The sequence below is a fragment of the Lysinibacillus sp. BPa_S21 genome (assembly GCF_023337795.1).
In the GTDB taxonomy this organism is placed as follows: Bacteria; Bacillota; Bacilli; order Bacillales_A; family Planococcaceae; genus Lysinibacillus.
In genome coordinates this window covers 463,736-490,674 of the sequence record NZ_JALIRS010000002.1, presented here as the reverse complement: position 1 = coordinate 490,674, position 26,939 = coordinate 463,736, and the positions used below count along the sequence as shown (strand labels likewise).

At 38.6% G+C, this 26,939-nt stretch carries 22 protein-coding genes; 15 read left to right on the top strand and 7 right to left on the bottom strand.

Annotated elements, in window-relative coordinates; all coding sequences use genetic code 11:
• Positions 1-176: 176 nt before the first annotated feature.
• Positions 177-491: a hypothetical protein gene (locus tag MOK21_RS05575; RefSeq protein ID WP_249072965.1), complete on the bottom strand. Its 315-nt coding sequence runs from the start codon at positions 489-491 to the stop codon at positions 177-179.
• A gap of 312 nt (positions 492-803) precedes the next feature.
• Between MOK21_RS05575 and MOK21_RS05570 the strand changes: the two genes are divergently transcribed.
• From MOK21_RS05570 to MOK21_RS05535, 8 genes are all read left to right on the top strand, one after another.
• On the top strand, positions 804-1,880 hold the full coding sequence (locus MOK21_RS05570; protein WP_249072964.1) for a M42 family metallopeptidase: 1,077 nt from the start codon (positions 804-806) through the stop codon (positions 1,878-1,880).
• 72 nt (positions 1,881-1,952) lie between these two features.
• Positions 1,953-2,474 (top strand): DUF84 family protein, encoded by a 522-nt coding sequence (locus tag MOK21_RS05565; RefSeq protein WP_249072963.1) that lies wholly within the window; start codon positions 1,953-1,955, stop codon positions 2,472-2,474.
• A 468-nt stretch (positions 2,475-2,942) separates the two neighbouring features.
• Positions 2,943-3,767, top strand: coding sequence for a DUF1444 domain-containing protein (locus MOK21_RS05560; RefSeq protein ID WP_249072962.1), 825 nt, complete (start codon positions 2,943-2,945; stop codon positions 3,765-3,767).
• Complete coding sequence (gene ytpR, locus MOK21_RS05555) at positions 3,764-4,378, top strand: YtpR family tRNA-binding protein (protein WP_249072961.1); 615 nt, start codon at positions 3,764-3,766, stop codon at positions 4,376-4,378. Before MOK21_RS05560 ends, ytpR begins: the two co-directional genes overlap by 4 nt.
• A gap of 412 nt (positions 4,379-4,790) precedes the next feature.
• A complete protein-coding gene (locus tag MOK21_RS05550; protein WP_249072960.1) occupies positions 4,791-8,132 on the top strand; it encodes a DNA translocase FtsK in 3,342 nt (1,113 codons plus the stop codon).
• A 227-nt stretch (positions 8,133-8,359) separates the two neighbouring features.
• Entirely contained in the window at positions 8,360-9,673 is a 1,314-nt protein-coding gene (murC, locus tag MOK21_RS05545) for a UDP-N-acetylmuramate--L-alanine ligase (RefSeq protein ID WP_249072959.1), read from the top strand.
• Between the two features lie 109 nt (positions 9,674-9,782).
• Entirely contained in the window at positions 9,783-10,289 is a 507-nt protein-coding gene (locus tag MOK21_RS05540; RefSeq protein WP_249072958.1) for a DUF948 domain-containing protein, read from the top strand.
• Positions 10,290-10,422: 133 nt separating this feature from the next.
• Positions 10,423-10,923, top strand: a complete 501-nt coding sequence (locus tag MOK21_RS05535) for a YtxH domain-containing protein (RefSeq protein WP_249072957.1) — start codon at positions 10,423-10,425, stop codon at positions 10,921-10,923.
• 52 nt (positions 10,924-10,975) lie between these two features.
• On the opposite strand, the gene MOK21_RS05530 is transcribed toward MOK21_RS05535, so the two are convergent.
• On the bottom strand, positions 10,976-13,129 hold the full coding sequence (locus MOK21_RS05530) for a cell division FtsA domain-containing protein (protein WP_249072956.1): 2,154 nt from the start codon (positions 13,127-13,129) through the stop codon (positions 10,976-10,978).
• Positions 13,130-13,310: 181 nt separating this feature from the next.
• Here MOK21_RS05530 and MOK21_RS05525 point away from each other — a divergent pair, with 181 nt between their 5' ends.
• Positions 13,311-14,396, top strand: a complete 1,086-nt coding sequence (locus MOK21_RS05525; RefSeq protein WP_249072955.1) for a bifunctional 3-deoxy-7-phosphoheptulonate synthase/chorismate mutase — start codon at positions 13,311-13,313, stop codon at positions 14,394-14,396.
• A 364-nt stretch (positions 14,397-14,760) separates the two neighbouring features.
• The gene (gene ccpA / locus MOK21_RS05520) at positions 14,761-15,765 is read left to right on the top strand and encodes a catabolite control protein A (RefSeq protein ID WP_049667456.1); all 1,005 of its coding nucleotides are present in this window, start codon (positions 14,761-14,763) and stop codon (positions 15,763-15,765) included.
• Positions 15,766-15,871: 106 nt separating this feature from the next.
• On the opposite strand, the gene MOK21_RS05515 is transcribed toward ccpA, so the two are convergent.
• From MOK21_RS05515 to MOK21_RS05505, 3 genes are read right to left on the bottom strand one after another with little or no spacing between them, the layout of a single operon-like run.
• On the bottom strand, positions 15,872-17,032 hold the full coding sequence (locus MOK21_RS05515; RefSeq protein ID WP_249072954.1) for an acetoin utilization protein AcuC: 1,161 nt from the start codon (positions 17,030-17,032) through the stop codon (positions 15,872-15,874).
• The gene (locus MOK21_RS05510; RefSeq protein WP_249072953.1) at positions 17,032-17,679 is read right to left on the bottom strand and encodes an acetoin utilization AcuB family protein; all 648 of its coding nucleotides are present in this window, start codon (positions 17,677-17,679) and stop codon (positions 17,032-17,034) included. The genes MOK21_RS05515 and MOK21_RS05510 overlap by 1 nt, the downstream gene beginning before the upstream one ends.
• Positions 17,680-17,703: 24 nt before the next feature.
• Positions 17,704-18,336: a GNAT family N-acetyltransferase gene (locus MOK21_RS05505; RefSeq protein WP_197144858.1), complete on the bottom strand. Its 633-nt coding sequence runs from the start codon at positions 18,334-18,336 to the stop codon at positions 17,704-17,706.
• Between the two features lie 343 nt (positions 18,337-18,679).
• Here MOK21_RS05505 and acsA point away from each other — a divergent pair, with 343 nt between their 5' ends.
• Complete coding sequence (gene acsA / locus MOK21_RS05500) at positions 18,680-20,407, top strand: acetate--CoA ligase (protein ID WP_374110112.1); 1,728 nt, start codon at positions 18,680-18,682, stop codon at positions 20,405-20,407.
• Between the two features lie 80 nt (positions 20,408-20,487).
• On the opposite strand, the gene MOK21_RS05495 is transcribed toward acsA, so the two are convergent.
• Positions 20,488-20,859: a hypothetical protein gene (locus tag MOK21_RS05495; protein WP_249072952.1), complete on the bottom strand. Its 372-nt coding sequence runs from the start codon at positions 20,857-20,859 to the stop codon at positions 20,488-20,490.
• A gap of 459 nt (positions 20,860-21,318) precedes the next feature.
• Here MOK21_RS05495 and argC point away from each other — a divergent pair, with 459 nt between their 5' ends.
• From argC to MOK21_RS05475, 4 genes are all read left to right on the top strand, one after another.
• A complete protein-coding gene (gene argC, locus MOK21_RS05490; RefSeq protein ID WP_249072951.1) occupies positions 21,319-22,353 on the top strand; it encodes an N-acetyl-gamma-glutamyl-phosphate reductase in 1,035 nt (344 codons plus the stop codon).
• Between the two features lie 21 nt (positions 22,354-22,374).
• The gene (argJ, locus tag MOK21_RS05485; protein ID WP_249072950.1) at positions 22,375-23,607 is read left to right on the top strand and encodes a bifunctional ornithine acetyltransferase/N-acetylglutamate synthase; all 1,233 of its coding nucleotides are present in this window, start codon (positions 22,375-22,377) and stop codon (positions 23,605-23,607) included.
• Positions 23,570-24,340, top strand: a complete 771-nt coding sequence (gene argB, locus MOK21_RS05480; protein ID WP_249072949.1) for an acetylglutamate kinase — start codon at positions 23,570-23,572, stop codon at positions 24,338-24,340. The genes argJ and argB overlap by 38 nt, the downstream gene beginning before the upstream one ends.
• 74 nt (positions 24,341-24,414) lie before the next feature.
• Positions 24,415-25,545 carry an acetylornithine transaminase gene (locus MOK21_RS05475; RefSeq protein WP_249072948.1) on the top strand — a complete coding sequence of 377 codons (1,131 nt, stop codon included), beginning with the start codon at positions 24,415-24,417 and terminating at the stop codon, positions 25,543-25,545.
• 472 nt (positions 25,546-26,017) lie between these two features.
• On the opposite strand, the gene MOK21_RS05470 is transcribed toward MOK21_RS05475, so the two are convergent.
• A complete protein-coding gene (locus tag MOK21_RS05470; protein ID WP_249072947.1) occupies positions 26,018-26,899 on the bottom strand; it encodes an NAD-dependent epimerase/dehydratase family protein in 882 nt (293 codons plus the stop codon).
• Positions 26,900-26,939: the final 40 nt, after the last annotated feature.

The following is a 26,939-nucleotide window of genomic DNA, read 5'->3' as shown; positions in this document are numbered from 1 at the left end:
GCGAAGTGACAGCAACAACAAAGCGTCCAGCCGGAATGGAAATCAACCCCTATTGCAGAAGGACCAACTTTAATGTGACTTTAATTTGATTGAAATAATAGTCTTTCAACAACATGAAAGAAACCAGCTCAAATAACTGAGATGGTTTCTTTTATATCGCTTATTACTGAGTAAGGTTATACTTCTTGTAGATCTACTACTACTCCAGAGCGAGCGTCAGCGGCAAATTCAAATGTTTGCATTTCGCCCTCATTCATACGAGAGATACCTCCACGGTATACTGGAATATTCATAATGCCGTTTGAGAAATTGTCTGTTTTCATAAAAATCCAAGAACCGTCAATCGGTGAATCTTTTTTAAATTCCTTTTTTATGTTTTCGAGTACTTGTCCTGCAGGTACATACGGAGAAACCTTTTCACTTGCTTCTTTAACAATGACTGCGGCAGCTAAGCCAGTAGCAACACCAATTAAAAAATCGCGTAATTTCATGCTTTTTTCCTCCTTTTTCTATAGCTTCATTTTACCATAGCATACAGAGTGAATGCACGTTCACACTTTAGTACTTTTTAGGAAAGTATCAATATTTTGAATGTAGAACTCAATTCCTCCTTCTCTAATTTGCTCTGGTACGTCGCTTTCGTATAATAAATATTTCAGCAAATTTAGGATAACCTTTGAAGATGAACGATACTCGCATTTATCTCGCTAGTCATTGGAAAATGGGAGTTTTCTGCTGAATATAGATAAATATGTTACAATTGGGCAAGGAAGAATATTCTACTTCGTGGGGAGAGAGTCATCATGAATGAGGAAACATTACAATTATTTAAAACATTAACAGAATTACCGGGCGCGCCGGGTAATGAACATGCGGTACGTGCGTTCATGCGTTCTGAATTGGAAAAGTACTCGGATGAGATTGTTCAGGATAATTTAGGGGGTATTTTCGGTGTGAAGCATAGTGAAGTTGCTGATGCACCAAAAGTGTTAGTTGCTGGTCATATGGATGAAGTGGCATTCATGGTTACATCTATTACCGATAACGGGATGATCCGCTTTCAAACATTAGGTGGCTGGTGGAACCAGGTTATGCTCGCGCAACGTGTTGAAGTATTTACTAAAAATGGTGCGATTCCTGGTGTGATTTCATCAATACCACCACATTTATTAACAGATGCAGAACGTTCTAAACCGATGGATATCAAAAACATGCTAATAGATGTAGGTGCAGACAATAAAGATGATGCTATAGCACTTGGCGTTCGTCCTGGTCAATCAATTATCCCTGTTTGCCCATTTACACCAATGGCCAATCCGAAAAAAATTATGGCCAAAGCTTGGGATAACCGCTATGGTTGTGGATTGGCAATTGAATTGATGAAAGAAGTAAAGGATGAGAAGTTGGCTTCACATTTATATGCAGGTGCGAATGTTATGGAAGAGGTTGGTTTACGTGGCGCACAAGTGTCTGCCAATATGATTAAACCGGATTTATTCTTTGCTCTTGATGCATCACCTGCAAATGATATGTCAGGTGAAAAAAATCAATTTGGTCAGCTTGGAAAAGGGACATTATTACGTATTCTTGACCGTACGATGGTTACGCATAAAGGCATGCGAGAGTTCATCTTAGATACTGCCGAAACGAATCATATACCGTATCAATATTTTGTATCACAAGGTGGTACGGATGCCGGACGTGTACATACGTCAAATGACGGTGTTCCTAGTGCAGTAATTGGAATTTGCTCACGCTATATTCATACATCTGCTTCTATTATTCATATTGATGACTATGCTGCTGCAAAAGCATTAATTGTGGAATTAGTGAAAAAAGCAGATCGTTCGACATTAGCAACGATTCGCGCAAACGTGTAAAGTATACCGCCAAAAGAAGTTAAAAGGTGCCTTTAGGGGCATCTTTTTCTATGCGAAGAAAGAGGGATAAAAATGAACATCGCTATTGGTACAACAAACAAAGCAAAAACAGAGGCAGTTGAAGTTATAGCTAGAAAATATTTTGATAAACCAAATTTCACGCACATAAAGGCTGCCTCACAAGTATCTGATCAGCCGATTACTCATGAAGAAACGCGATTGGGAGCAATAAACCGTTCGAAAAACGCTATCAAAGAGACGGGTGCGCAATTATCGTTTGGGTTAGAGGGTGGTGTGACTGAAATTGATGGTGTTATGTACGTCTGTAATTGGGGAGCACTTTCAGTTTCAAATGGCACAACTTTTACAGCTGCTGGCGCACAAATTATATTACCAGAAGAAATTGCCCAGGAAATAAGAGCTGGGAAGGAACTTGGGCCCGTAATGGAGCACTATACACAACGCCGAGATATTCGACAAGGTGCGGGAGCTGTGGGTGTTTTCACACAAGGGTTAGTAAGTCGTCAAATGATGTTCGAACATATAGTTTCGCTTCTTATTGGCCAATATTTATTCGCAGTAGCACATGAGTAGTATCTATTGATTCATGAGAATGGCATAGTGAAGTTGCAACTTTAAAAAAATTTTTTTAAAATAGAAAAAGCAAGGGACTATATCTTTGCACTTTCGATAGGTCTTATATGCTCAATTTTAGAACTTGCTGTAATCAAACGATCAAATAAACAAGAACGTCCTTTTCAGACGAATAAATGAAGATAATTTACGCAAGATGACGAAAGTCGATCATTCGGTTAAGATTAAATAATTGGATAGTTTTGAACAGAACGGTTCACAAACATGTGAGCCGTTTTCTCTTCATTCAACAAATTTTACGCTACAATAGACTTCTACCTTAATGGTGGGCTGAAAAAGGTGTTATTTATTTTCGAAAGGCTTAAAACTGTTGGAATAGTGGTACGTCACGACCAGTAACAATATATCTCTGAACGATTCAAAAATTATACCAAAAAAAGTTAATTTAGAAGAAAGGATGTGAGCTAGGTGAAACAAATTAAATCAGAACAACTTGTGTCCCTATTAAAACAACAATTAAATGAGGAAAAGTTTGATTTTGAGTTTGATAAAAAGCACGATAAATTACGCCTAAACCATAAAAAAATTGGTAAAGGAATGGAGCTATCACTACCAGGCATTTTAGCAAAATATAATGATAAGCAAGGGGCTGCAATCGATGATGTTGTTTATACAATCGAGCAAACCTTTAATGCTATGGAACAAGAGATGGAGCAAGGATTCCAAACGACTACACAAATTTATCCAGTTATTCGTGCAACATCCTACCCCCAAGCCTCAAAGGAGGGGCATGCATTCATCACAACTGAACATACAGCTGAAACACGTATTTTTTATGCACTTGATTTAGGAAAAACCTATCGTTTTATTGATGAATCCATGTTAGAAGTACTACAATTAACAATAGAGCAAATTCGTGAAATGGCACGATTTTCTGTAAAGCAACTACCAACAGTTTATAAGAAAGATGAAGTTGCAGGGAATATTTTTTATTTTGTTAATGCAAATGATGGCTATGATGCAAGTCGCATTTTAAATGAAAGCTTTTTGAAGGAAATGCAGACTAACATTGAGGGGGACATGACGTTATCTGTGCCGCATCAGGATGTATTAATAGTAGGTGATATTCGTAATGAAACAGGGTATGATGTATTAGCACAGATGACGATGCATTTCTTCGCTGTCGGTACCGTACCGATTACGTCATTATCTTTTATTTATGAAGATGGAGAGCTAGAACCAATCTTTATATTAGCAAAAAACAGAGTTAAAAAGGAGCAAGAGAAAAAATGAATGTATTTTACAACAAAGAGCATGTAGGAGATGTATTGCTAGTACAATTAGCAACAGAATCAATCGTGAAAACAAAGGTGGAACGCGCGGGTGATATTGCTATTTTAAAGGAAGCCCAAACAGGAGAAATTAAAGCATTTAATTTATTTAATGCCAGCAACTATATCCAAACTGATGCAAAAGGTCTAGTTGAAGTTACACCAGAATTAGTAGCACAGCTAGATGCTGCTATTGCAAAAAACGGAGCTGAAATCAGCCTTGATGTAGATTTTTCTCCGAAATTTGTCGTGGGCTATGTAGAAACAAAGGACAAGCATCCAAATGCTGATAAATTAAGCATTTGTTCTGTAAACGTAGGGGAAGAAACATTACAAATTGTATGTGGTGCACCAAATGTAGAAGCTGGTCAAAAGGTTGTCGTAGCAAAAATCGGTGCAGTAATGCCTTCTGGAATGCTTATTAAAGAAGGTAATTTGCGAGGTGTTGAATCATACGGTATGCTATGTTCGGCACGTGAACTAGCAATACCAAATGCTCCTTCTGAAAAAGGAATTTTAATATTATCAGAAGATGCGATCACTGGTAGTGCGTTTGAGACGCCAACTAAATAAAAGCTCTCTGGAAGCACTGTCTAGCTGTTAGACAGTGGTAATTAACACCAAGACTAAATTGATTATATATACTTACAATCGTTATGCTACTAATATGCTAGTAACATAACGATTTTTTTGTCTAGAATGAGCCTCTAAATGCAAGTTTCTATAACATTTTTATGGTATGCTTTTTATTATAGACATTTAACTTCTTCAGCAAGTGTTTTCTGTAGCAAACAGCGACAGCAACACACGGTTTTATCTGTGCGAAAGCGACAGCAACAACACTTGACTGAGTGACCAACTGCCGCTGTGTTAGCATTACGCTTTCACACAAAAGTTGGACAAAGTCTCCGGACGCAATTATGCCGAGACATAATTGAATTAGTTAATGCTATAAATGAAGTGTAAGAGAAATGAGTGAAACAATGTGAATTGGTTAAAAAAACAAATGAATAAATTTTTAAATAAAGATGAATATGAGTATGAAGAGTTTTATGAAGAAGAACAATCTGCACAACAGGACTCATTTAAAGAAGAAACTGTAGCAAAACAAAAAACTTTTCGTTTTCCGTTAATTGAGGATGAGGAAATTTCAGCTCCACCAGCAAAAGAAGCATTCCATCAAACGGACGATGCGTACTCTGGACAAATTGAAGATTTATCGCTACCGAGGCATTTAAATAATCATATTGTGGATTCGAGTGTTTATGATATTGAGGTTTCAGGTATTCGAGATCTATTGGCAAATCGATCGAAAAGAACCGGAAGAACGACAATTACAAGAAGTCAGCCTGAACAGGTGAATCGTTCAAAAGCCAGTCTTGTTTTTCGAGATGCCAAAAATGAGCAACCGCCTTCGCATAAAGATACGAATTATCAATCCAAAAAAATAGAAGAGCCAACAATTGAAAATAGTTTATCTGAAAATCGCAAGCGTTTTGTACCAAGTGATGTTCCGTCACCTGTCTACGGTTTTGCCAAGCCGAGCCCGATTGAGCAATTATTAGAGAAACGGCAGGAAGAGCACGGCAAGAAAGAGTTAGAAATACCTGCAGCATCTAAGCCATTAAAAGAAGCGACAACAAATGAGGCTATTGAAAATATACTAGAAGAAAAAGAGCCTATTAGTGCCGTTCAGAAAGATGAACCTGAACAGCTTGAAGTCATTGAAACAATTGAAGTACCTGTAAAGCAACCGATTACTTTTGATGATCAATTAACAGACGAAACAAATCACCCTAGTGATAAAATGACAACTGAATTACCTGTACCGCAAACAACTTCTTTTGCTGTAGAATTCGAAGATCAGGTGAAAGAAGCTGTTCAGCATGAGTTGAATGTAGAACAACTTTCAGCCGAGCAATCAGACATCCATGTAAAAGAAGTAGTGGTCGAACAAGTACAAATCGAAAATTCTACCATCCATATTGGTGAAGTGACAGTAGTTCAGCCGCCAGTGAATGCAGATGACCAGCAAGAACAGTCTTTAGAGGAACTTTCGATGGAAGAACAATCTGTAGAAAAGAAAGAAAAAAGTGGCATTCCATTTAATGTTCTAATGCTAAAAACTGATAAAGAGAAATGGAAAATCCAACAGCAATTCAAAAATATGAAGCCGACATCAACAATTGTTGAAATAGACCAAGAGGAACAGGAGCCCTCTTCTGAGCTTATTATTTCGGAAGCAGAACAACAACTAGCGCCATCCGAAAAAGAACATACCCAACTATCAGTAGAATCAGAGATTAGCGATTTAGAGATGGATCATGAAACAACGCCACAGTTGGCGGAGGAAAACGGGGTTTCTATTCAAAATATTGCACCATCCGAAAAAGAACACATTCAACAATCAGTAGAATCAGAGATTAGCGAGTTAGAAAGGGATCATGAAACAACGCCACAGTTGGCGGAGGAAAACGGGGTTTCTATTCAAAATATTGCACCATCCGAAAAAGAACATATTCAACAATCAGTAGATTTAGAGATTAGCGAGTTAGAGATGGATGATAAAATAACGCTCCAATCGACGGAGGAAAACGAGGTTTCTATTCAACAAAATACTGCTCCATTTAAAGATGCAACAGAAAGTGTATCGGTCATTACAATGGCACCAGTAACATCGATGTCTAACGTTTCTACATTAGAAAAGACAGTGATTGATATCGATAGCGCCGATGAAATTTCAGCAACTACCGAAATGGAAGTAGAAGCAACTACTGAACAAGAGCTTACTACCGAAAATATAGTTGTTCCTGAGGAGAATTTTATTGATATAGAGAAACTCCCCGAGCAACCTTCTATATCAGATAAAAAAATAGTGGAAGACCAAGTAGAGGAACTACCTCAAAAACCTGTTCATGTGTATCAAAAGCCAGATGATGAGTATTTAGAGCCACCTGAGGAAAAAACACAGGATACTGAGTGGATGGAGCAACAGGGAGATACGTTGGTCGAAGCTTTGTCTTATTTCCAAGTCTCAGCTCAAATAGAATCCATAATGCAAGGACCTGCCGTGACACAATTTGAAATTACAGTGAGTCATGGTACAAAGGTTAGCAAAATCCGCAATCTATCAGATGATTTAAAACTTGCATTGGCAGCGAAAGACATCCGCATCCAAGCACCGATTCCTGGAAAGAGCTCAATTGGCATTGAGATACCGAACCGTGTATCTCGCGCTGTTCGATTATCGGAAGTGACAAATAGTGCTTCTTTCCTCGAGTCAGATTCACCGTTAGAAGCAGCATTGGGTCTGGATTTAACAGGGAAGCCTGTAACCATTGATTTACGAAAAATGCCACATGGTTTAATTGCCGGAGCTACAGGTTCTGGTAAATCAGTTTGTATTAATTCAATTTTGGTTAGTTTATTATATAAAGCTGCACCACATGAATTAAAGCTGATGCTTATCGATCCTAAGATGGTAGAATTAGCACCGTTTAATCATATTCCACATTTAGTGAGCCCGGTCATCACAGACGTTAAGGCTGCTACAGCTGCATTGAAATGGGCAGTGGAAGAAATGGAACGTCGTTATCAGTTATTTGCACATGCGGGTGCACGCGATATTACACGTTATAATGCTATAGCGGATAAAAATAATGAACATAGCTTAAAATTACCGTATATTCTCATTGTCATTGATGAATTGGCAGATTTAATGATGATGTCTCCTGCAGATGTAGAGGAGGCGATTTGTCGTATTGCGCAAAAGGCACGTGCTTGTGGTATCCATTTAATTGTTGCAACGCAAAGACCGTCTGTTGACGTAATTACAGGGCTTATTAAATCAAATATTCCTACACGTGTTGCCTTTGCGGTATCTTCACAAATCGATTCACGTACTATTTTAGATGGGCAAGGTGCGGAAAGATTACTTGGACGAGGCGATATGTTATATTTAGGTAATGGTATGTCTGCTCCGGTGCGTTTGCAAGGTACATTTGTGACAGATGATGAAATTGAAGCGATTATTGAGCATGTTCGAGAGCAAGGAGAGCCTGATTATATTTTCGATCAAGAGGAACTTTTAAAGAAGACAGAGGTTTCTGCTGAGCAAGATGATCTGTTCGAAGATGTATGTCGATTTGTTTATGAGCAAGGAGGAGCTTCAACTTCCTTGATTCAGCGCAAATACCATATTGGCTATAATCGTGCTGCTCGTTTAATTGATATGTTGGAATCACATGGCTTTGTTTCTGAGGCAAGAGGCAGTAAACCACGAGAAAGTTACATTACCGAAGAAGATTTAATCGCTATGTTTGAATAAGAATTACATTGTTTTCGTATAGATTATCTTATTCACGTCAAAATTAGTATTTTTAGAAAAGTTACACATTTATCCTTATGCATAAATAGTGCTATAATAGACGAGATGTGTTGATTAGTACGTATTTTTTAGTACTTACAAAGGTATTAATACCTAATAATTAGTGAAAAATACGATACACCTAATAGATGATAGAAGGGATATTGAATTCCCGGGGGGTTTAATTAATGACAGTTTTTCATTTCACAGGCATTAAAGGTTCTGGCATGAGTTCACTTGCACAAATCTTATTTGATGCTGGTGAACAAGTACAGGGCTCAGATATTGATAAATACTTCTTCACGGAACAACCGTTACGTGAGCGTAATATTTCAATTTTTTCATTTAATGCAGATAATATTAAAGAAGGTATGACAGTTATTGCAGGGAACGCATTTCCTGATGATCATCCTGAATTAGAGCGGGCTCGTGAAATCGGTGTAGAAGTGATTCGCTACCATAAGTTTTTAGGTGAATATATCGGTAATTATACGTCGATTGCTATTACGGGTGCACATGGTAAAACATCTACAACAGGCTTAATGGCTCATGTTGTAGGAGGTTATAAACCAACTTCTTATTTAATCGGTGATGGAACAGGTGCTGGGCATGAAAATGCTGACTTCTTTGTGATGGAAGCATGTGAATACCGTCGACACTTTTTAGCTTACAATCCCGATTATGCTGTAATGACGAATATTGATTTTGACCATCCAGATTACTTTGCAAACATAGAGGATGTTTATTCAGCCTTTCAATCATTAGCTTTGCAGGTTAAAAAAGCAATTATTGCTTGTGGTGATGATGAACATCTACAACGTATTCAAGCGAAGGTACCAGTTGTATATTATGGATTTGGGGCTGAAAATGATTTTGAGGCTCGGAATGTTGAAAAAACAACAAAGGGTACAAAATTTGATGTATTTGTTCGCAATGAATTTTATAGTACATTCTTTATCCCATTGTTTGGAGATCATGCAGTATTAAATACTTTAGCTGTTATTACACTTTGCCAATATGAAGGTATTTCACCAGACATCATTCAAGAACGTTTAAACACATACAAAGGTGTAAAAAGACGTTTTACAGAAACGGATATTGGGAATAATGTTTTAATAGATGACTATGCGCACCATCCAACTGAAATCCGTGCAACTGTGCAATCAGCACGACAAAAATTCCCGGATCGTGAGCTAGTAGCTATTTTCCAACCACATACATTTACACGTACGCAAGCTTTTTTACAGGATTTTGCAGATAGTCTAAGCCTTGCAGATACAGCTTACTTATGCGATATTTTTGGCTCTGCAAGGGAAACACAAGGTGCACTTTCAATCCAAGATTTAGCGTCTTTAATTGAAGGCAGTGCAGTGATTACCACTGAAGGAATTGAAGTGTTAACAAAGCATGAGGGCGCAGTATTTTTATTTATGGGCGCAGGCGATGTTCATAAATTCCAAGATGCTTTTGAAGACGTGCTAAAGAACAACGAAACAGCTTAATCCGCAAGGAATAAGCTGTTTTTTCTCAAAATGAGGAGGAATTCAGTTTTTTTTGTCGAAAATAAGGTAAAGAATAGTAAAGAGAATTTTACTTGCAGGAGGACTAGTTATGGAAGTTATTTTGTATATTGCAGCAATTATCGCAGCAATCGGTTTTTTAATTTTTTGTGTGAGCGTTGGCATGACATTATTTTCGCTTAAACCAATCCTTAAAAGTTTAGCTGGCACATTATCGGGTATTGAAGGACAAATGGAAGGCATTACACGTGAAACGACTTCCTTACTAGAAAAAACAAATAGCTTGGCAGAGGATATTCAAGAAAAATCTGAACAGTTAAATTCTGTTGTTCATGCAGTCAAAGGGATTGGCGACTCTGTGAATGGTTTAAATACATCTGTACAGCAAATTACTTCTTCAATTTCTCATAGTGTGGAACAAAATGAAGAAAAAATTGCACAAGTTGTTCAATGGAGCAATGTCGCAATGGGCATTGCAGATAAGTGGAAGAAACGTAAAATTATCGATCAGGCCAATGAAGTGATCCATGATGATGCTTATTCTTTTGAATCAGAGCAATCGGAAAAACCGAGAAGAAAATGGGGCCGTAAAAAATAATAATTGTTCGGTAGGCATTCAATGTCAACGGAATAAAAATAAAGTCTTAAGCATATGTTGTAGAATGCATCCGCGAAAGCAGATGGACAACCAGTCTAGGTAAATTAGATAACAAAATGGGGAGGAATTGTGCATGACAACAAAAAAGCCAAATTTTAATGAAGTGAAGGAACAACAACTTGAAAGTTCATTGCCACAGCTTTATCATCCGCAGGAATCGATTTATGAAGAGGAGCGAGTGAACATGAAGGATTTTGTTATTGGTGCATTAGTTGGGGGTATAGTAGGTGCAGCAGCAGGCTTATTACTAGCTCCGAAATCAGGCAAAGATTTACGCAGCGATGTAGCTGTACAAGCTGTTAACTTAAAAGATAAGAGTGCAGATTTCTCGACATCTGCTAAAGATAAAACGGTTCAATTATCTAAACAAATTCAAGAACAATCTACACAATTAGTAGAGAAAGTAAAAACATTGAAATCAGCAAAAGCACCAACTGTTTTTGACGATGGTACCGTTTCTTTTGAGGGTGAAGAGCCACTAGAGGATTTCATTCCTAGTGAAGAACCTAAAGCAGAGGATGCTAGTGAAGAAAAGGGACAAGCTGAAGAAAAAAGTGAAGAAGTTCGCGCATAATAGATAAAAGGGATACGCTACATCTTACTAAAGATGTAGCGTGTCCCTTTTTTTAAGATATAGGTGCATTTTCAAGTAAAATCTCTAAATGATCCCCGCCGAAAATCTCCATATCGAAGCTTGCTGGTTCACCATTTCGCAAAATCGTAAAATGTCCTTTAAATGTAGTAGGTAGTTGCCAATTCGAGAAGCGGAACACATCCTGATATATCCAACGACTTTGGTCTTTTTCTTTAAATGAAATAATGGCTCCATTTGGAACAGTTGAAAGCGGAGATACCACTACATGATTAACGAGAACTTCGTTGGCCATCTTTTTCAGCTCTAACACCTCGTTTTGAAAATGGATGATGATTTTATCCTCAAGTAAAACATTCATTTGGTCAGCAATCCTTTGAACAGTAGGGAGTGTTTGTTGCTGAAATGTAAGTACATCACCATCTTGGACAGTATATGACATTTTAGATGGTTTACCATTAATCATTAATTGAGCAGAAAACTCAGGTAAATAAAGTGGTTTGCCGTCCACTTGAATATAAAAAGACTCGAATTGTTTTAATAGCTCCCAATTATTTGTGTGTTTAAATATAGCCTCAACAGTTTCAGCTATGTCAAACAACACAACATCTCGATCATTTAATGCACTATCGAGTGATGAAGGGGAACCATTAACAGTTATTTGTGGTTCAATCACATATTTAGTCTGTTGAATTGTAATTGTTTTAATGGCAGCATCATCTACAATATCTCTTACCGTAGCATTAGCTGGCTGACCGTCTTGGCCTTCAATTAGCTGGATGGCATCGCCTGTTTTAATCATCGTTTTTGTAGATGCCTGATGACCATTCACTAAAATCTCCGCCGGTTGCCCGTGTCCACCAGGGATGAAAATATCTTGTCCATTAACATTCACTGATAAACCATGCCCTGGTTTTCCATACAACTGCTTTGCTCGAATATTGGCTGCTAAAAATGCATCGGCAACAGTCATTTCTTTTAATTCAAATAGGCGAACTACTTGTTCATTGACAGTTAGACTCATATATTGAATAGGCATTTTTTTTGCCGCGATAGCGATACCGATAGGGGTTACCAATTCAGGAGTTGCTTTAATATGATCTTCCCTCGTTAAGTTTTGAATGGCGTCAATCCCTCGAACAGCAATGCGATTAGCAGGCAAATCTAGTACTAGTCCAAGTTCAGTTGTTAGATTTGGTGTTAAGCTACCCCCACCAACAAGCATTACCGCCTTTGGAGCTGTTTGATTATTAAGACGTAAAATTTCTTCCCCAATAGATTTTGCAAGTTGCTTCACAGCAGGATCAATTGCTTGAAGAACTTCCTCTTTCGGATAATATTGATCAAAGCCTAAAATATCGCGAATTAAAATGTCTTCTTCTGTTTGTAGTTGACGCTTCGCTTCTTCGGCAACCGGGAAGTCGAGTAAGTAGTGGTCACTTAAAGCCTCTGTTATTTCATCACCCGCTGTTGGTACCATGCCATATGCGACAACAGTGCTTTTATCGGTAATGGCAATATCAGATGTACCTGCACCAATATCAACAAGCGCCACATTTAAACGACGCATAGTTGGAGGGATCAAGACATTAATAGCAGCAATAGGTTCCAATGTTAGTGCTTCCATTTCTAAATCCGCGCGTTTAAGAGCTGCAATAAGTGATTCTACGACAACTCGTGGCAAGAATGTAGCAATAACTTCAATCTGTGCTTCATCCCCTTGCTGATCAAGGAGGCTGCCGATTTCTTCTCCATCTAAACGATAGTATAAAACTGAATAGCCAACACAATAATAGTGGCTTATTTTCGCGTCTTCTTTGTGCTGAAGGAGCTGTTGCTGTGCCTGTTGAACAGCTTGTAGTTCTAAACGGCTTATATCTTCTTCAGTAAAGATTGGTCGATTACGTATATTGACTGTCACACTTGCTTGTTCTGTTTTCAATGAGCGGCCAGCCGCAGCGACACTCACTTTTGTTAAAGGACCATGCTTCTCTTCTAGTTCATGTTTAATTTCATTGATTAAATCTGCCACATACATGACATTATGTATTTGTCCATCAACCATGGCACGTTCTTTATGTTCTTTTACTAAAATGTCTTCCACGTGAAAGCGGTCATTATCTTCTGCTAAAATAATGCCTACTACAGAACGTGTACCGATATCAAGTGCAAATAATTTTGAACTCAATGTACTCGCTTCCTTTCTCGAAGTATGTTAATATAATAATACAATTTAGCGAGTTGAAGCGCTAAATTAAAAATGCGTGACATTCTGTACAACATTGATTATAATGTTGCTAATATCTAAAAATGTAACATACATTTCAGAGTTCTGAAAGTGTCTGTCATGGGGAGAGGAGCAAGAAAGCATGAGCCAAAAAGATTTAGAAAGCTTACGTAGTCAAATAGACGGTTTAAATTTAGAAATTCTTCGTCTAATTAACGAACGTGCAGCAGTAGTTGATGAAATCGGTAAGATTAAAGAAAAACAAGGTGTGAATCGCTATGATCCATTGCGTGAACGACACATGCTTGATCTTATTAAAGAGCACAATCAAGGTCCATTAAACCAAATGACGGTTGATTATATATTTAAGCAAATTTTTAAAACAGCTTTAAAACAACTTGAAGCGGATAAGAAAAAAGAATTACTTGTATCTCGTAAGAAAAAATCAGAAGATACTGTCATTAATGTAAATGGTGAGCTAATTGGCCAAGGAAAACCATCTTTCGTATTTGGACCTTGTGCAGTAGAATCATACGAGCAAGTTGCAGCAGTAGCAGCATCTATTAAAGCAAAAGGTGAAAAATTAATTCGTGGCGGTGCTTATAAACCACGTACTTCTCCATATGACTTCCAAGGTCTTGGTTTAGAAGGACTTAAAATTTTAAAACGTGTATCAGAGGAATACGGTCTAGGTGTTATTACGGAAATCGTTACACCAGGTCATTTAGAAGAAGCATTAGATTACATTGATGTTATCCAAATCGGTGCACGTAATATGCAAAACTTCGAATTATTAAAAGCTGCGGGTGCAACAAACAAACCTGTACTTTTAAAACGAGGCTTAGCAGCGACAATTGATGAATTCATTCATGCAGCAGAATACATTATGTCTAAAGGAAATGAGAACATCATTCTTTGTGAGCGTGGTATTCGTACTTACGAAAAAGCAACTCGTAACACATTAGATATTTCTGCTGTACCAATTTTAAAACAAGAAACGCATTTACCAGTATTTGTAGACGTAACGCATTCAACAGGTCGTCGTGATTTATTATTACCATGTGCTAAAGCAGCAATTGCTATTGGAGCTGATGGCGTCATGGCAGAGGTGCATCCAGATCCATCTGTAGCACTTTCTGATTCACAACAACAAATGGATATTCCAACATTTGATGCTTTCTACGAAACACTACAAAATTTCATGAAGAGCCATGAAATTAATGCTTAACTTCTTTCAGCAATTATTTTCTGTACCGAAAGCGTAGCGGACGGTACAGAAGTCTCCCACCTCTATAGGTGGTGAGATGAATGTAGATTTAAGTTACTCTTCAGTGGGTGTCCAAACACTCGCTGAAATAGAGGAACTCAGTCTAAGAACGCCACGTCCTGTGGATAAGGGTATAATTGATGATGTGTTGATAAACACCGCTTGCTTTAACCAGCAGGCGGTGTTTACTATATAGTGACAAAATAATGTCTAGAATAGTACTATTAGTACTTGGTTTTTCTTTTCATGTACATACTGCTTCTTGAAAAGAATATTAAAATTATCGTATGATAAGGCTATAAAAGGAAAAAGGGAGGCACGTACGATGACTGTTACAATTTATGATGTTGCAAGAGAAGCAAATGTTTCTATGGCAACAGTCTCTCGTGTAGTCAATGGTAATCAAAACGTAAAACCGGCAACACGAAAAAAAGTATTAGAAGTAATTGAACGATTAGAATACCGTCCAAACGCAGTAGCGCGTGGATTAGCAAGTAAGAAAACAACAACAGTTGGCGTGATTATCCCAGATATTGCAAACAATGTTTATGCGGAGCTGGCACGTGGTGTAGAGGATATTGCAACCATGTATCGTTACAATATTATTTTAGCCAACTCAGACCAGCATGAAGATAAAGAGCTTCAGCTACTGGATACAATGCTAGGAAAACAGGTTGACGGTATTGTTATGATGAGTGATGAAGTGACTGAAAAAATGCAACAAACTATGGATCATTCACCTGTACCGATTGTGCTTGCAGGTTCAGTAGATGAATCGCAAACAATTGCGACTGTTAACATTGATTATTACCAGGCAGCTTATGAGGCCATTACATTACTCATTCAAAATGGTCATAAGCGAATTGCTTTCGTAACAGGTCCGCTTACGTACACTATTAATGGAAAATTCAAACTTGAAGCGTATAAAAAAGCTTTACAAGACGCAGGTTTACCTATAGATGAATCACTAATCGCTGCAGAAGAATCAAGCTATGATATGGGCTTAGAGGCGTGGGAAACATTATCCTCACTTGAAAACCCGCCAACTGCATATTTTGCAGGGAGTGATGAACTAGCAATTGGATTGATTCACGGTGCACAGGATGCAGGGAAAGATGTACCTGAGGATATTGAAGTAATCAGCTTTGAAAATTCAAAATTAGCACGCATGGTTCGCCCACAGCTAACAAGTGTCGCGTTACCACTGTATGATATCGGAGCTGTCGCAATGCGCTTGCTAACAAAATTGATGAACAAAGAGCCTGTTGAGGATGAAGCGGTTATTTTACCTCACCGCATTGAACATCGACAATCTGTCAAAAGTAAATAACGATACTTCACACGTAAATCTGTTCAAGGTTTACGTGTTTTTTATCTAGACGGATAAATGACCAAGAACAAACAAAAATACCTCACGATTGTCGTGAGGCATTTGGTTAAGCGCGGTTCTCATTGCGAATAATATGTAGCGCTTTGGTTAGCATTTGCGTGTTTTTTTCTTCAATTTCAGTCTTTCTAGGGATTGGCTCATACAATGGATTCGGATCCTCCCATGTTGGGATGAAAGGCACTGGTGCTTCAGGCTGCCATCGATCTAACCATGCCTGAGGGAGAGGGCCTGTCGGTAATTGCTGCTCTGTCATTTCAAGCCATAGCATAGACCATGCGCGAGGTACAACACGCCAAATATCGTAACCGCCACCACCAACGGCAATCCATTTCCCTCCACAATATTCATGTGCTAATTTATGGGCAAGCTTTGGAATTTCTCTATAAATTTTCATTGTTCCATATAAATGTGTTAATGGATCAAAATAATGTGCATCTGCACCGTTTTGCGTTAGCACAACATCCGGCTTGAAAAATTCAAAGACTTCTCGCATAGCCTTTTCATATATTTCTAGAAAACTCTCATCTTCTGTAAAAGCATCAATTGGAAAATTAAAAGAAGTGCCATAGCCTTGTCCATTTCCACGTTCCGTAATGTTACCAGTTCCAGGGAAAAGATAACGACCTGTTTCATGAATAGATAATGTACAAACATCTGGATCTTCATAAAAACTCCATTGCACCCCATCACCATGATGGGCATCGGTATCTACATAAAGTACACGAGCATTGTACTTTTCCTGTAAATACCGAATAGCTACTGTACTATCGTTATAAATACAAAAACCTGATGCACGGCCACGGAAGCCGTGATGAAGCCCCCCGCCTAGATTGAGGGCGTGCTCGGCTTTTCCTTCCATAACATAATCGACAGCTGTTAACGTTCCACCAACAAGCTGTGCACTTGCTTCGTGCATATTTTCAAAAATGGGTGTATCTTCGGTGCCAATGCCGTAGCTTTCACACTGTGCCTCTGAAAGCTCACCATGCCCTGCTCTTTTAACGATATCAATATATTTTGGATCATGTGCAAGTAAAAGCTCTTCTTCTGTTGCGACACGAGCTGGAACGATATCCACATCATCAAGAGCATCAATATTCTTTAACAAATCCATTGTAAGCGTCAAGCGTTTATGATTGAAAGGATGGGTATCTGAAAATTTATATCCGAGTTGCTCTGGCGAGTACACAAATACTGCTTTTTTCATTATAATGAAACACCTGGTAAATTAGGCCATAATACATCAAAGCCCTCTTTACGAAGTTCTTCAATCATAGCTAGTGGATTCAGAGTTTTTACTCGGATACTTAAAATTTTATTTTGTGTATTTTCAGAGTCGGGATAAACTAAGACGCTTTGGACATTTGCATGATGTTCACGGAAGATTTTCGTAATTTCAAATAATATTCCTGGCGTATCGGATACACGAATTTCAATTTTTGAGCCAGGTTCAGTGGCACCAGTTAACTCTATGTATGTATAGAGTAAATCTGTGGTAGTGACAATCCCAACTAATTTTCCTCCGGAGACAATTGGTAAACAGCCTACTTTGGATTCATAAAAAGTAAGAGCTACTTCTTCTACGAAATCAAGTGGATGCCCGACAAGTGGATTTTTAACCATAATCTCTTCCACTTTTGCGTTAAAAACTGGAGAATTAGGCTCATCCCGTAAAGAGGAGGGCAATGCCTCCTTAATATCTCTTTCAGTGATAACCCCAAGAACATGATGCTCCTCATCTATTACTGGTAAATGACGAACTTTTTTCTCACGCATTAACTTCAGCGCTTCAACTACTGTATTTGTTGGAGCTAGCGTGTAAGGCTCATCATTCATAATTTCTTCTACGATCATATACTCATCCCCTTTGTGTTGATATTAATACATGAAGCGATTTCTAAAGCGAAGTCTATCAAATCTTTCCATTGTCTCAGGAGGTACGCGTTTTCCTTCACGTGCCATCAGGCAGTTTGCAGGATGTGAAGTAATTTCAGGGTCATCGGTAGCGAAATATTCGAAGTTGGCAGAGCCCATCATTTTCTCCATCATTTTGCGATAGTCCCAAACATTTAAACCAGTACCTTTTAGGTCCCAATGCCAATAATATTCGGTAGTGATAACAAGATAGTCTTCCATTTCATCCCCCATAAAAGACACAGCTAATAGTGCTTTACCAGCACCTGTACCACGATATTCAGGAATGACTTCAATAGCACCTAGTTCAATCATGTTATCAATTCGATCCTCTGCCCAACGTTCGAGTGGATCAGGATATAGATAAGTGACGTAGCCCACAATTATGTTTTCATTTCGAATAATAATTATTCGTCCTTCAGGAAGTCCTGCAATTTCTATGATGGCTTGCTGCTGTTGCTTTGGGGGCCTAAAAGCAACCAAGCCTTCGTGGAATGAATATGTAGCTAATTTTTCTGGAGGAACAGGTCCTTCCACATACACAGTACCATGCTTAGTTTCCTTTGTGACAGAAAAAAAAGTTTTTTTATGTTCCATAATTACACCACCTGAGTTTAATAATTCCATTATAGCTGATTTCCTGCGGAAAAACGCTATCTTTTGCAAAATATACCTGTGTTTTTGGAAAAATAAAAATATTAAGACATTCTTGGTGAATTCATGTAAAATATAGTTATATTGCATCTGTTATTAAACAGATAAATGTAGTGTGGGTAGGAATTCACTAATTCCGTACTAACTAAACTGTTCTATAACAATTGCTGCAAAACGTATTTGTCTTTAGAGAAAGTGGCGGATTTTGAAGGGGGAAATAATGAAATTACAATTTGAAATTTGCTTACTAATATACTAAAGCAATAGCAAAGAGAGGGGTAGTTTCATGGGGATGAAAATGTTGGAGAAGTTAAATGCTGTAGCGGGGCAATACAATTTGCCTGATTATGAGGAAGCTGCGGCGACACATGATTGGGCAGAAACAGAAAAGGGATTTAGTTGGTATGATACAGGACTTGTGAATATGGCATATGAGGCAATTGATCGTCATGCAGAAACGCATCGAAAAAACAAAATTGCACTTTATTTTAATGATGGAAAGCGCAAAGAGGCGTATTCTTTCAATGAAATGAAAAAACTGACGAATAAAGCAGCAAATGTGTTTAAGGCAGCAACAAATTTAGAAAAAGGTGATCGATTATTTATTTTCATGCCGCGTTCACCTGAGCTTTATTTTTCTTTATTGGGCGCATTGAAAATGGGTGTTATTGTAGGTCCGTTATTCGAGGCATTTATGGAAGGTGCTGTTTATGACAGACTTGCAGATAGCGAAGCTAAAGTATTAGTCACAACACCAGAGTTACTAGAGCGTGTACCTTTAGAAAAGCTACCACATTTGCAGCACGTCTTTTTAGTAGGGTCAGATATAAAGGAATCACCACAAATTTTAGATTTTAATAGACTCTTGAAAGAGGCATCTTCTCAATTTGATATTGAATGGGTGGACAGGGAGGATGGCATGATTCTTCATTATACTTCTGGATCGACAGGAGCACCAAAGGGCGTTTTGCATGTTCATAATGCAATGCTTCAACAATATCAATCAACGCAATGGGTGCTTGATTTGCGTGAAGACGATATTTACTGGTGTACGGCTGACCCAGGATGGGTAACAGGCACAGCGTATGGCATTTTTGGTCCATGGTTGAATGGCGTCACAATGTTAATTGTTGGTGGTAGATTCTCCCCTCAAGCTTGGTACCAGGCAATTGAGGAATATAGTGTAACAGTTTGGTATAGTGCACCAACAGCTTTCAGAATGTTAATGGGTGCTGGTAGCGGTATGCTTGAAAATTATGATCTATCTTCGTTACGTCATATTTTATCTGTAGGTGAGCCGTTAAACCCAGAGGTAATTCGTTGGGGAATTGATGAACTAGGTCACCGTATTCATGATACATGGTGGATGACAGAAACGGGGGCACATATGATTTGTAACTATCCTTCTATGGATATTAAGCCAGGATCAATGGGGAAACCATTACCAGGTGTTCATGCGACGATTGTTGATGATGCTGGCAATGAAGTACCGCCTTTTACAATGGGAAATCTAGCAATTCGACGTGGTTGGCCAGCGATGATGCGTCAAATCTGGGGAAATCCCGAGCGTTACGAATCCTATTTCTTAAAAGGTGAATGGTATGTGTCCGGGGACTCTGCCTATATGGATGATGATGGTTACTTCTGGTTCCAAGGACGTGTGGATGATGTGATTATGACAGCTGGTGAACGAGTAGGTCCATTTGAGGTAGAAAGTAAGCTATTAGAGCATCCTGATATAGTCGAGGCGGGGGTAATCGGAAAGCCAGATCCTGTACGAGGTGAAATTATTAAGGCCTTTGTCTCATTACGTGAGGGTGTAGATCCTTCAGAGGCATTGATTGAGGATATTCGTAATTTTGTGAAAAAAGGCTTATCTGCACATGCTGCACCACGTGAAATCGAATTTAAGGATAAGCTACCAAAAACACGCAGCGGTAAGATTATGCGTCGTGTGTTAAAAGCGTGGGAATTAAATTTACCAACTGGTGATTTATCTACGATGGAAGATTAATTTGTAGTATAAAAAGCAGGAATTTATTCGGTCGACGAAAAATTCCTGCTTTTTTAATGGCCAGTTATCTCGGGTTAGGATTAGCCCTCAACAAGCGCCGTATATAATATTTGTTTACCATCTATTACGGCAATAATCGTGTAAGTGTCATGATCATTTGTAGCGAAAATTTCAGATCCAACGGGCAATTTAGTAGCATAAAAATCTTTGAAAAATAAAGTGGAGGTTGTCGTCTTTTTAATTTCTCCGATTTTGTCTTCTTTTATAAAATCACCCTTTTTTAGAGATTCTTGATTCGACGCTTTTATATAGATTAATTGATCCATTTGTAAAATATCTGCTTGGGAATTTTCTTTAAGGATAGTTTTTGATGTTGGATTTCCCGGAATAGCTGTAGAACATCCTGCTAGTACTAATAAAAACAGAAAGGAATATACTAAAATTTTCTGCATAATAAAACAACTCCTTTTAAAGAACATCTTACTTTTTATATTACTAGAAAAAATCGTATTGCTATTATTTAATACAATAATATTAAAAAGATAAGTAAATATAATTATTTAATTTGCTTGGAACTTATCATCAAAAGCTGGATATGACATTTGTTAAATCGTATGCCATGGATATTAGTTGATTGGAGTGGAGACTGGGCGACTCCTAGGGGATTAGCGTCACAGATGAGACCCTGGAGCGAGCAACGCGAGTGAAGCGGCTCATCGGACGCCCCCAGGAAGCTTTGCTCTGTGCGAAAGCGAAGCGTCAGCTACAAAGCGCCCAGTCGGAACGGAAATCAACCACACGTTATGATGATCAACAAAGTTTGCGAAAAATTCAATTATAAATAAAAATTCAGTTGACTTAATAAATATGCAGACGTATACTAATTTTAACTTATTTCAGAGGTGAGAGCATTGAAAGTAGGAATTGTTGGTGCAACTGGTTATGGTGGATTAGAGCTTATTCGATTTTTACATAATCATAAAGCGGTGGAGCGGATTGATTTATTCACATCTTCAGAAGAAGGTGTTATTTTTTCTTCTAAGTTTGGTCATCTCGTTCATATTGCCGATACACCTTTACAAAAAATTGATTATGGGACTTTAGAGCAATTTGATGTTGTTTTTACAAGTACACCTTCAGGGGTGACAAGTGAGCTTTTACCTCCATTGGTAGGGAAAGGTCCTAAATTAATAGACTTGTCTGGTGACTTCCGTTTACAAGATCCAGCAAGCTATGAAACATGGTACGGTAAAAAAGCGGCGCCACTGGAAATCATTCAACAAAGTGTATATGGCTTAACTGAATGGAATGCAGAAAATGTTCAACATGCTCCTCTTATCGCAAATCCAGGATGCTATCCAACAGCCGTATTACTTTCGTTGTTACCATTACTAAAAGAACAATTGATTGATCCGAGCTTTTTGGTGATTGATGCGAAAAGCGGGATTTCCGGAGCAGGAAATAAACCATCGCAAACTACGCATTTTAGTGAGGTAAATGAAAGCTTTTCAATCTATAAAACGAATACACATCAGCATATACCAGAAATCGAGCAGGCCATTTCAATGTTTGCGGGAGTCGATACAACCATTTCTTTTAATACTCATTTAGTACCAATGACTAGAGGAATCTTATCTACCTCTTATGCACCTGTTATGTCTGGTGTTACAGAACATCAGTTAGTAGCATGTTTACAGAGTGCCTATGAAAAGCATCCGTTTGTACGGATTGTTACAGATGTAAATAGTCTAGGTACTAACCGTGTTAAAGGTTCGAACTATTGCGATATTTTTGTGAAAATGGATCACCGTACGAATCGTGCCACAATCGTTGGTGTCATCGATAATTTAGTCAAAGGGGCTGCAGGGCAAGCCATTCAAAATATGAACGTTCAATTTGATTTACCACAAACGACAGGATTAGATGTCGTTCCGTTCTTTATTTAAAAACAAAGGAGGAAAGATTTTATGACATTAATAGCATCCGCAAGCATTATGAAAAAATTATCAAGTAAAAATATTGTTTCACCAAAGGGATTTAAAGCTGCGGGTTTACATTGCGGTTTAAAGCATAAGAAAAAAGATTTAGCTGTATTAGTTAGTGAGGTGCCGGCGAGTGTAGCAGGTGTTTTCACAACGAATGCCGTGCAGGCAGCACCGTTAAAAGTTACGAAAGAGGTTGTGTACACAACGAAGAAAATGCAGGCGATGATTGTCAACTCTGGAAATGCTAATGCATGTACGGGGAAGCAAGGGGTGAAGGATGCCCAAACAATGCAAGCCCTAATGGCAGAAAAGCTGGGCATTGAGGCAAATTTAGTTGGAGTCTGCTCAACGGGTGTCATCGGTGAAATTATGAACATGGAGCCATTAACAAATGGGATTAATCAATTAGAGCCAAAGGATAATTTGGAAAGTGCGATTGATTTTGCCCAAGCGATTTTGACAACAGATACGGTTATGAAAAACACAAGCTATAGCACAGTCGTTGATGGCAAGGAGATTATTATCGCTGGAGTTGCAAAAGGTTCAGGTATGATTGAACCAAATATGGCTACGATGCTAGGTTTTATTACGACGGATGCAAATATTGAATCAGATATCCTACAGGCTACATTAGCTGATATAACAAATATGACTTTTAATGCAATTACGGTAGATGGGGATACATCTACAAATGACACAGTTGTTGTGATGGCAAACGGCTTAGCGGGAAATGAAACTCTGACCTTTGACCATCCGGATTGGCAAAACTTCTACTTAACATTGAAAACAGTAGCTCAAGATTTAGCAAAAATGATAGCTAAAGATGGTGAGGGTGCAACGAAGCTGATTGAGGTTGAAGTTGAAGGAGCAATTTCAGATGAAGAGGGGCGAAAAATTGCTAAAACAGTAGTTGGTTCACCGCTTGTGAAAACGGCAGTATTTGGCTGTGATGCAAACTGGGGACGCATTATTGCCGCTGTAGGCTATAGTGGCGCAACGGTTGATCCAGAAAAAATTACGATCCAAATTGGCGGTGTCACTATGGTTGAAAACGGTGAGCCACTTCCATTCCCTGAGGATGAGTTAATTCAAATTTTAAAAATGCATGAAGTGAAAATCTATGTGTCACTTGGTATTGGGGAAGGCAAGGGGCATGCTTGGGGATGTGATCTAACTTATGACTACGTTCAAATCAATGCCTCGTACCGCTCGTAAAAGAATGGTCATTAAGCTTGGTGGAAGTACACTAGAAGGCTTAGATGAATCGTTTTTTAAGAATTTTAAAAACCTGCAAGAGAGCGGAGTTGAGCTTATTATTACCCATGGTGGTGGACCGGCCATTAATCGTGAACTTGCGGCGTACGGGATAGAATCACATGCTTTAAACGGTATTCGTGTAACGAATGAAGCGGCTATTGATATTGTACAGTCTACGTTAATAGGAAAGGTCAACCCTGCGCTTGTTCATGAATTAACTACTGCGGGAATTGCTGCCATTGGATTAAACGGCTTCGATGGTCAGTTAATTGTAGCGGATTATCTAGATAAAGATGTATTCGGTTTTGTTGGTGATATAAAAAAAGTCAATACATCTTTGCTGGAAGCATTAATAAATGCCGGGGTTGTACCGGTTATTGCTTGCGTCGGGGTGGATGAATTTGGTCAGGCATTAAATATTAATGGGGATACTGTAGCAAGTGAAATAGCACTAGCTCTAGATGCAGATAGTTTATTACTTGTAACGGATGTAAATGGAATCCGCATTAATGATGAATATCAATTGAAAGCAACACCTGCCATCATCCAACAATGGATTGAGGACGGTTATATTTATGGTGGGATGATACCAAAAGTTCAAGGAGCTCTCGAATGCTTAAGGGCAGGTATTCCATCCGTACAAATTGTTGGGGGATCTTTAGAAGGTACAACGATTTTAGCCAAGGGATGAAGTAATGGCATAAAGGTAGCAATATAGTTGTTTAGAAAAGAAGATTTAAGTTTTACTCTGGAGGGGTTGAAAAAATGAGTGCTTTATTTGAAAACTATGGCAAACGACGCGCCAAAATTGTCAAAGGGCAAGGAACGGTAGTAGAAGATTCTGCTGGGAAAAAATATTTAGATTTTACAAGTGGAATCGCTGTTGTGAGCCTTGGTCATGCGCATCCGGCCATTGTGAAGGCAATTCATGATCAAAGTCAAAAGCTTTGGCATATTTCTAATTTATTTGATATTCCCGGTCAGGAGAAGGTTGCGCAAAAATTAATAGCAAATACACATTTCTCTTATGCATTTTTCTGTAATAGTGGTGCAGAAGCGAATGAAGCGGCTATAAAGCTTGCGCGTAAGCATACAGGGAAAAATCATATTATTACTTTTGAAAACTCTTTTCATGGGCGTACTTTTGGAGCGATGTCTGCAACAGGTCAGGATAAGGTACATAATGGCTTCGGTCCACTTGTTGAAAAATTTACGATTCTTCCTTTTAATGATGTGGCAGCACTTGAAACAACGATTGATGATTCTGTCGCAGCAATTATGCTGGAAATGATTCAAGGTGAAGGCGGTGTTAACAGTGTATCACCAGAATTCGCAGCAGCAATCGCTAAAGTCTGTGACGACAAAGGAATATTACTAATTATCGATGAAGTTCAAACCGGTATTGGACGAACAGGAACAAAATATGCTTTTGAGCAAACGATTTTAAAGCCAAATATTGTGACATTAGCAAAAGGGCTAGGTGGTGGTTTCCCTGTCGGTGGGATGCTTGGAACAGCCGAGTTATATGAGACATTTAGTCCAGGCACACATGGCACAACATTCGGTGGGAACCCGCTTGCGATGAGTGTTGCTGAAACCGTGCTTGATCATGTCTTTGCAGCGCCTTTTTTACAAAATGTACAGGAGCTATCTACGTATTTTGTTAAGCAATTGAAAACGCATCTTCCTTCAACGTATACAGTACAGGGCCAGGGCTTACTTCTTGGTATTGGCTGTGGGGATATTGAGGTAGCCTCGTATATAGCAGCAGCGGAGGAAAAGGGCTTATTATTAGTGGGTGCAGGACCTAACGTTATTCGCCTATTACCTCCATTAACCGTGTCAAAAGCAGAAATCGATGAAGCAATTGCGATTTTAAAAACGATACTGCTGTAGTATCTGATCAATTAAATACGATAAAAATGAATCTGCTAGATTTCTTGCTAAAAAAATCTAGCAGATCTTTTAATGCTTATCTGTAAAAATTAAGATGAAATTTTGGGGGAATATGCCAAGTATATTAGTTGATTGGAGTGGAGGCTGGGCGACTCCTTAGGGATCAGCGTCACAGATGAGACCCTGGAGCGAGCAACGCGAGTGAAGCGGCTCATCGGACGCCCCTAGGAAAGCACCCAGCTGGAACGGAAATCAACCCCACGTTATGTTGATAAGTCTATTAGTATAGTAAAATCTTGTCCCGTATTAATGGGCAGTAATTTATCTGTATCAAAAGAGAAGCGTCAGGTCCTCCCGCTTTAAATTCAATGAGAGCAAAGAAATTAGGGGAGGCAAACTGCCCGTAAATACCCGATTGGTGAAGACTAATAATCAGTGGGGTAAAGAACACCACACTGATTAAAGTTTCGATTTATCGCAGCTCATTTACTAATGTTTTCACTAGAGAAGGGAGCCAATCATGGAGTTGACTGAATGTAAAGCCTGCTGATTCTGCCTTTGTAGTGGACATATACCAATCTGCTGGAACCCCATATGGCGACTGCGACTTGTCATCGCCACCTACAAGGGAAATTTTTGCATGCTTTCCGGTTGTTTCTTCAATAAGACCTAGTAAATCTTTTAATGAAATTGCACCTGCTGCTGTTGCATTATAAGGTCCTTCAATAGGTGTAGTGCCTGCAAAATACAAAAATGCAGCTGCTTCATCGTCCGTAATAAAGCTCATCTTTGCATCAATATTTGGTAATGAAATAGGCTGTTCTTGTAAAATTCGTTCAACATGGAAATGTAAACGGCGTGTATAGTCGTTCTCCCCCATAACAATCGGGAAACGTACAGCGACAACAGGGAATGTGGCCTCTTTGAAAAGTACTGCCTCTGCTTGACGCTTACCCTCACCGTACGAAAAATCTTCGCGGTTTCCCATCCGAACTTCATAATTATATGGATTAAAATCTTCTTCTGTTTTGATAATGCCGTCTATTTCGTAGGTTGATAGAGTAGATGTAAAAACGAGCTTTTTCGTTTTACCTTCTAAAATTTCACATATGTTGAGAGCTTCGTTAGGAGAATAGCAAATATTATCATAGACAATATCCCACGTAGTGCTTGCTAGTGCCTTCGACAACGAATCAGCGTCGTCTCGATTAACAATTAGCTGCTTCACTTTAGTACCAAAAGGATTTCCACTTTGTCCACGTGTTAATATAGTTACGCTATGGCCATTTTGAAGACAGAGTTCTACAAGCTTTTTACCAAAAAAACGGGTACCTCCTAAAACTAAAACGTTCATAATATTTCCACCCCTTTAAATTAGTAGTCCTCTTAATAAT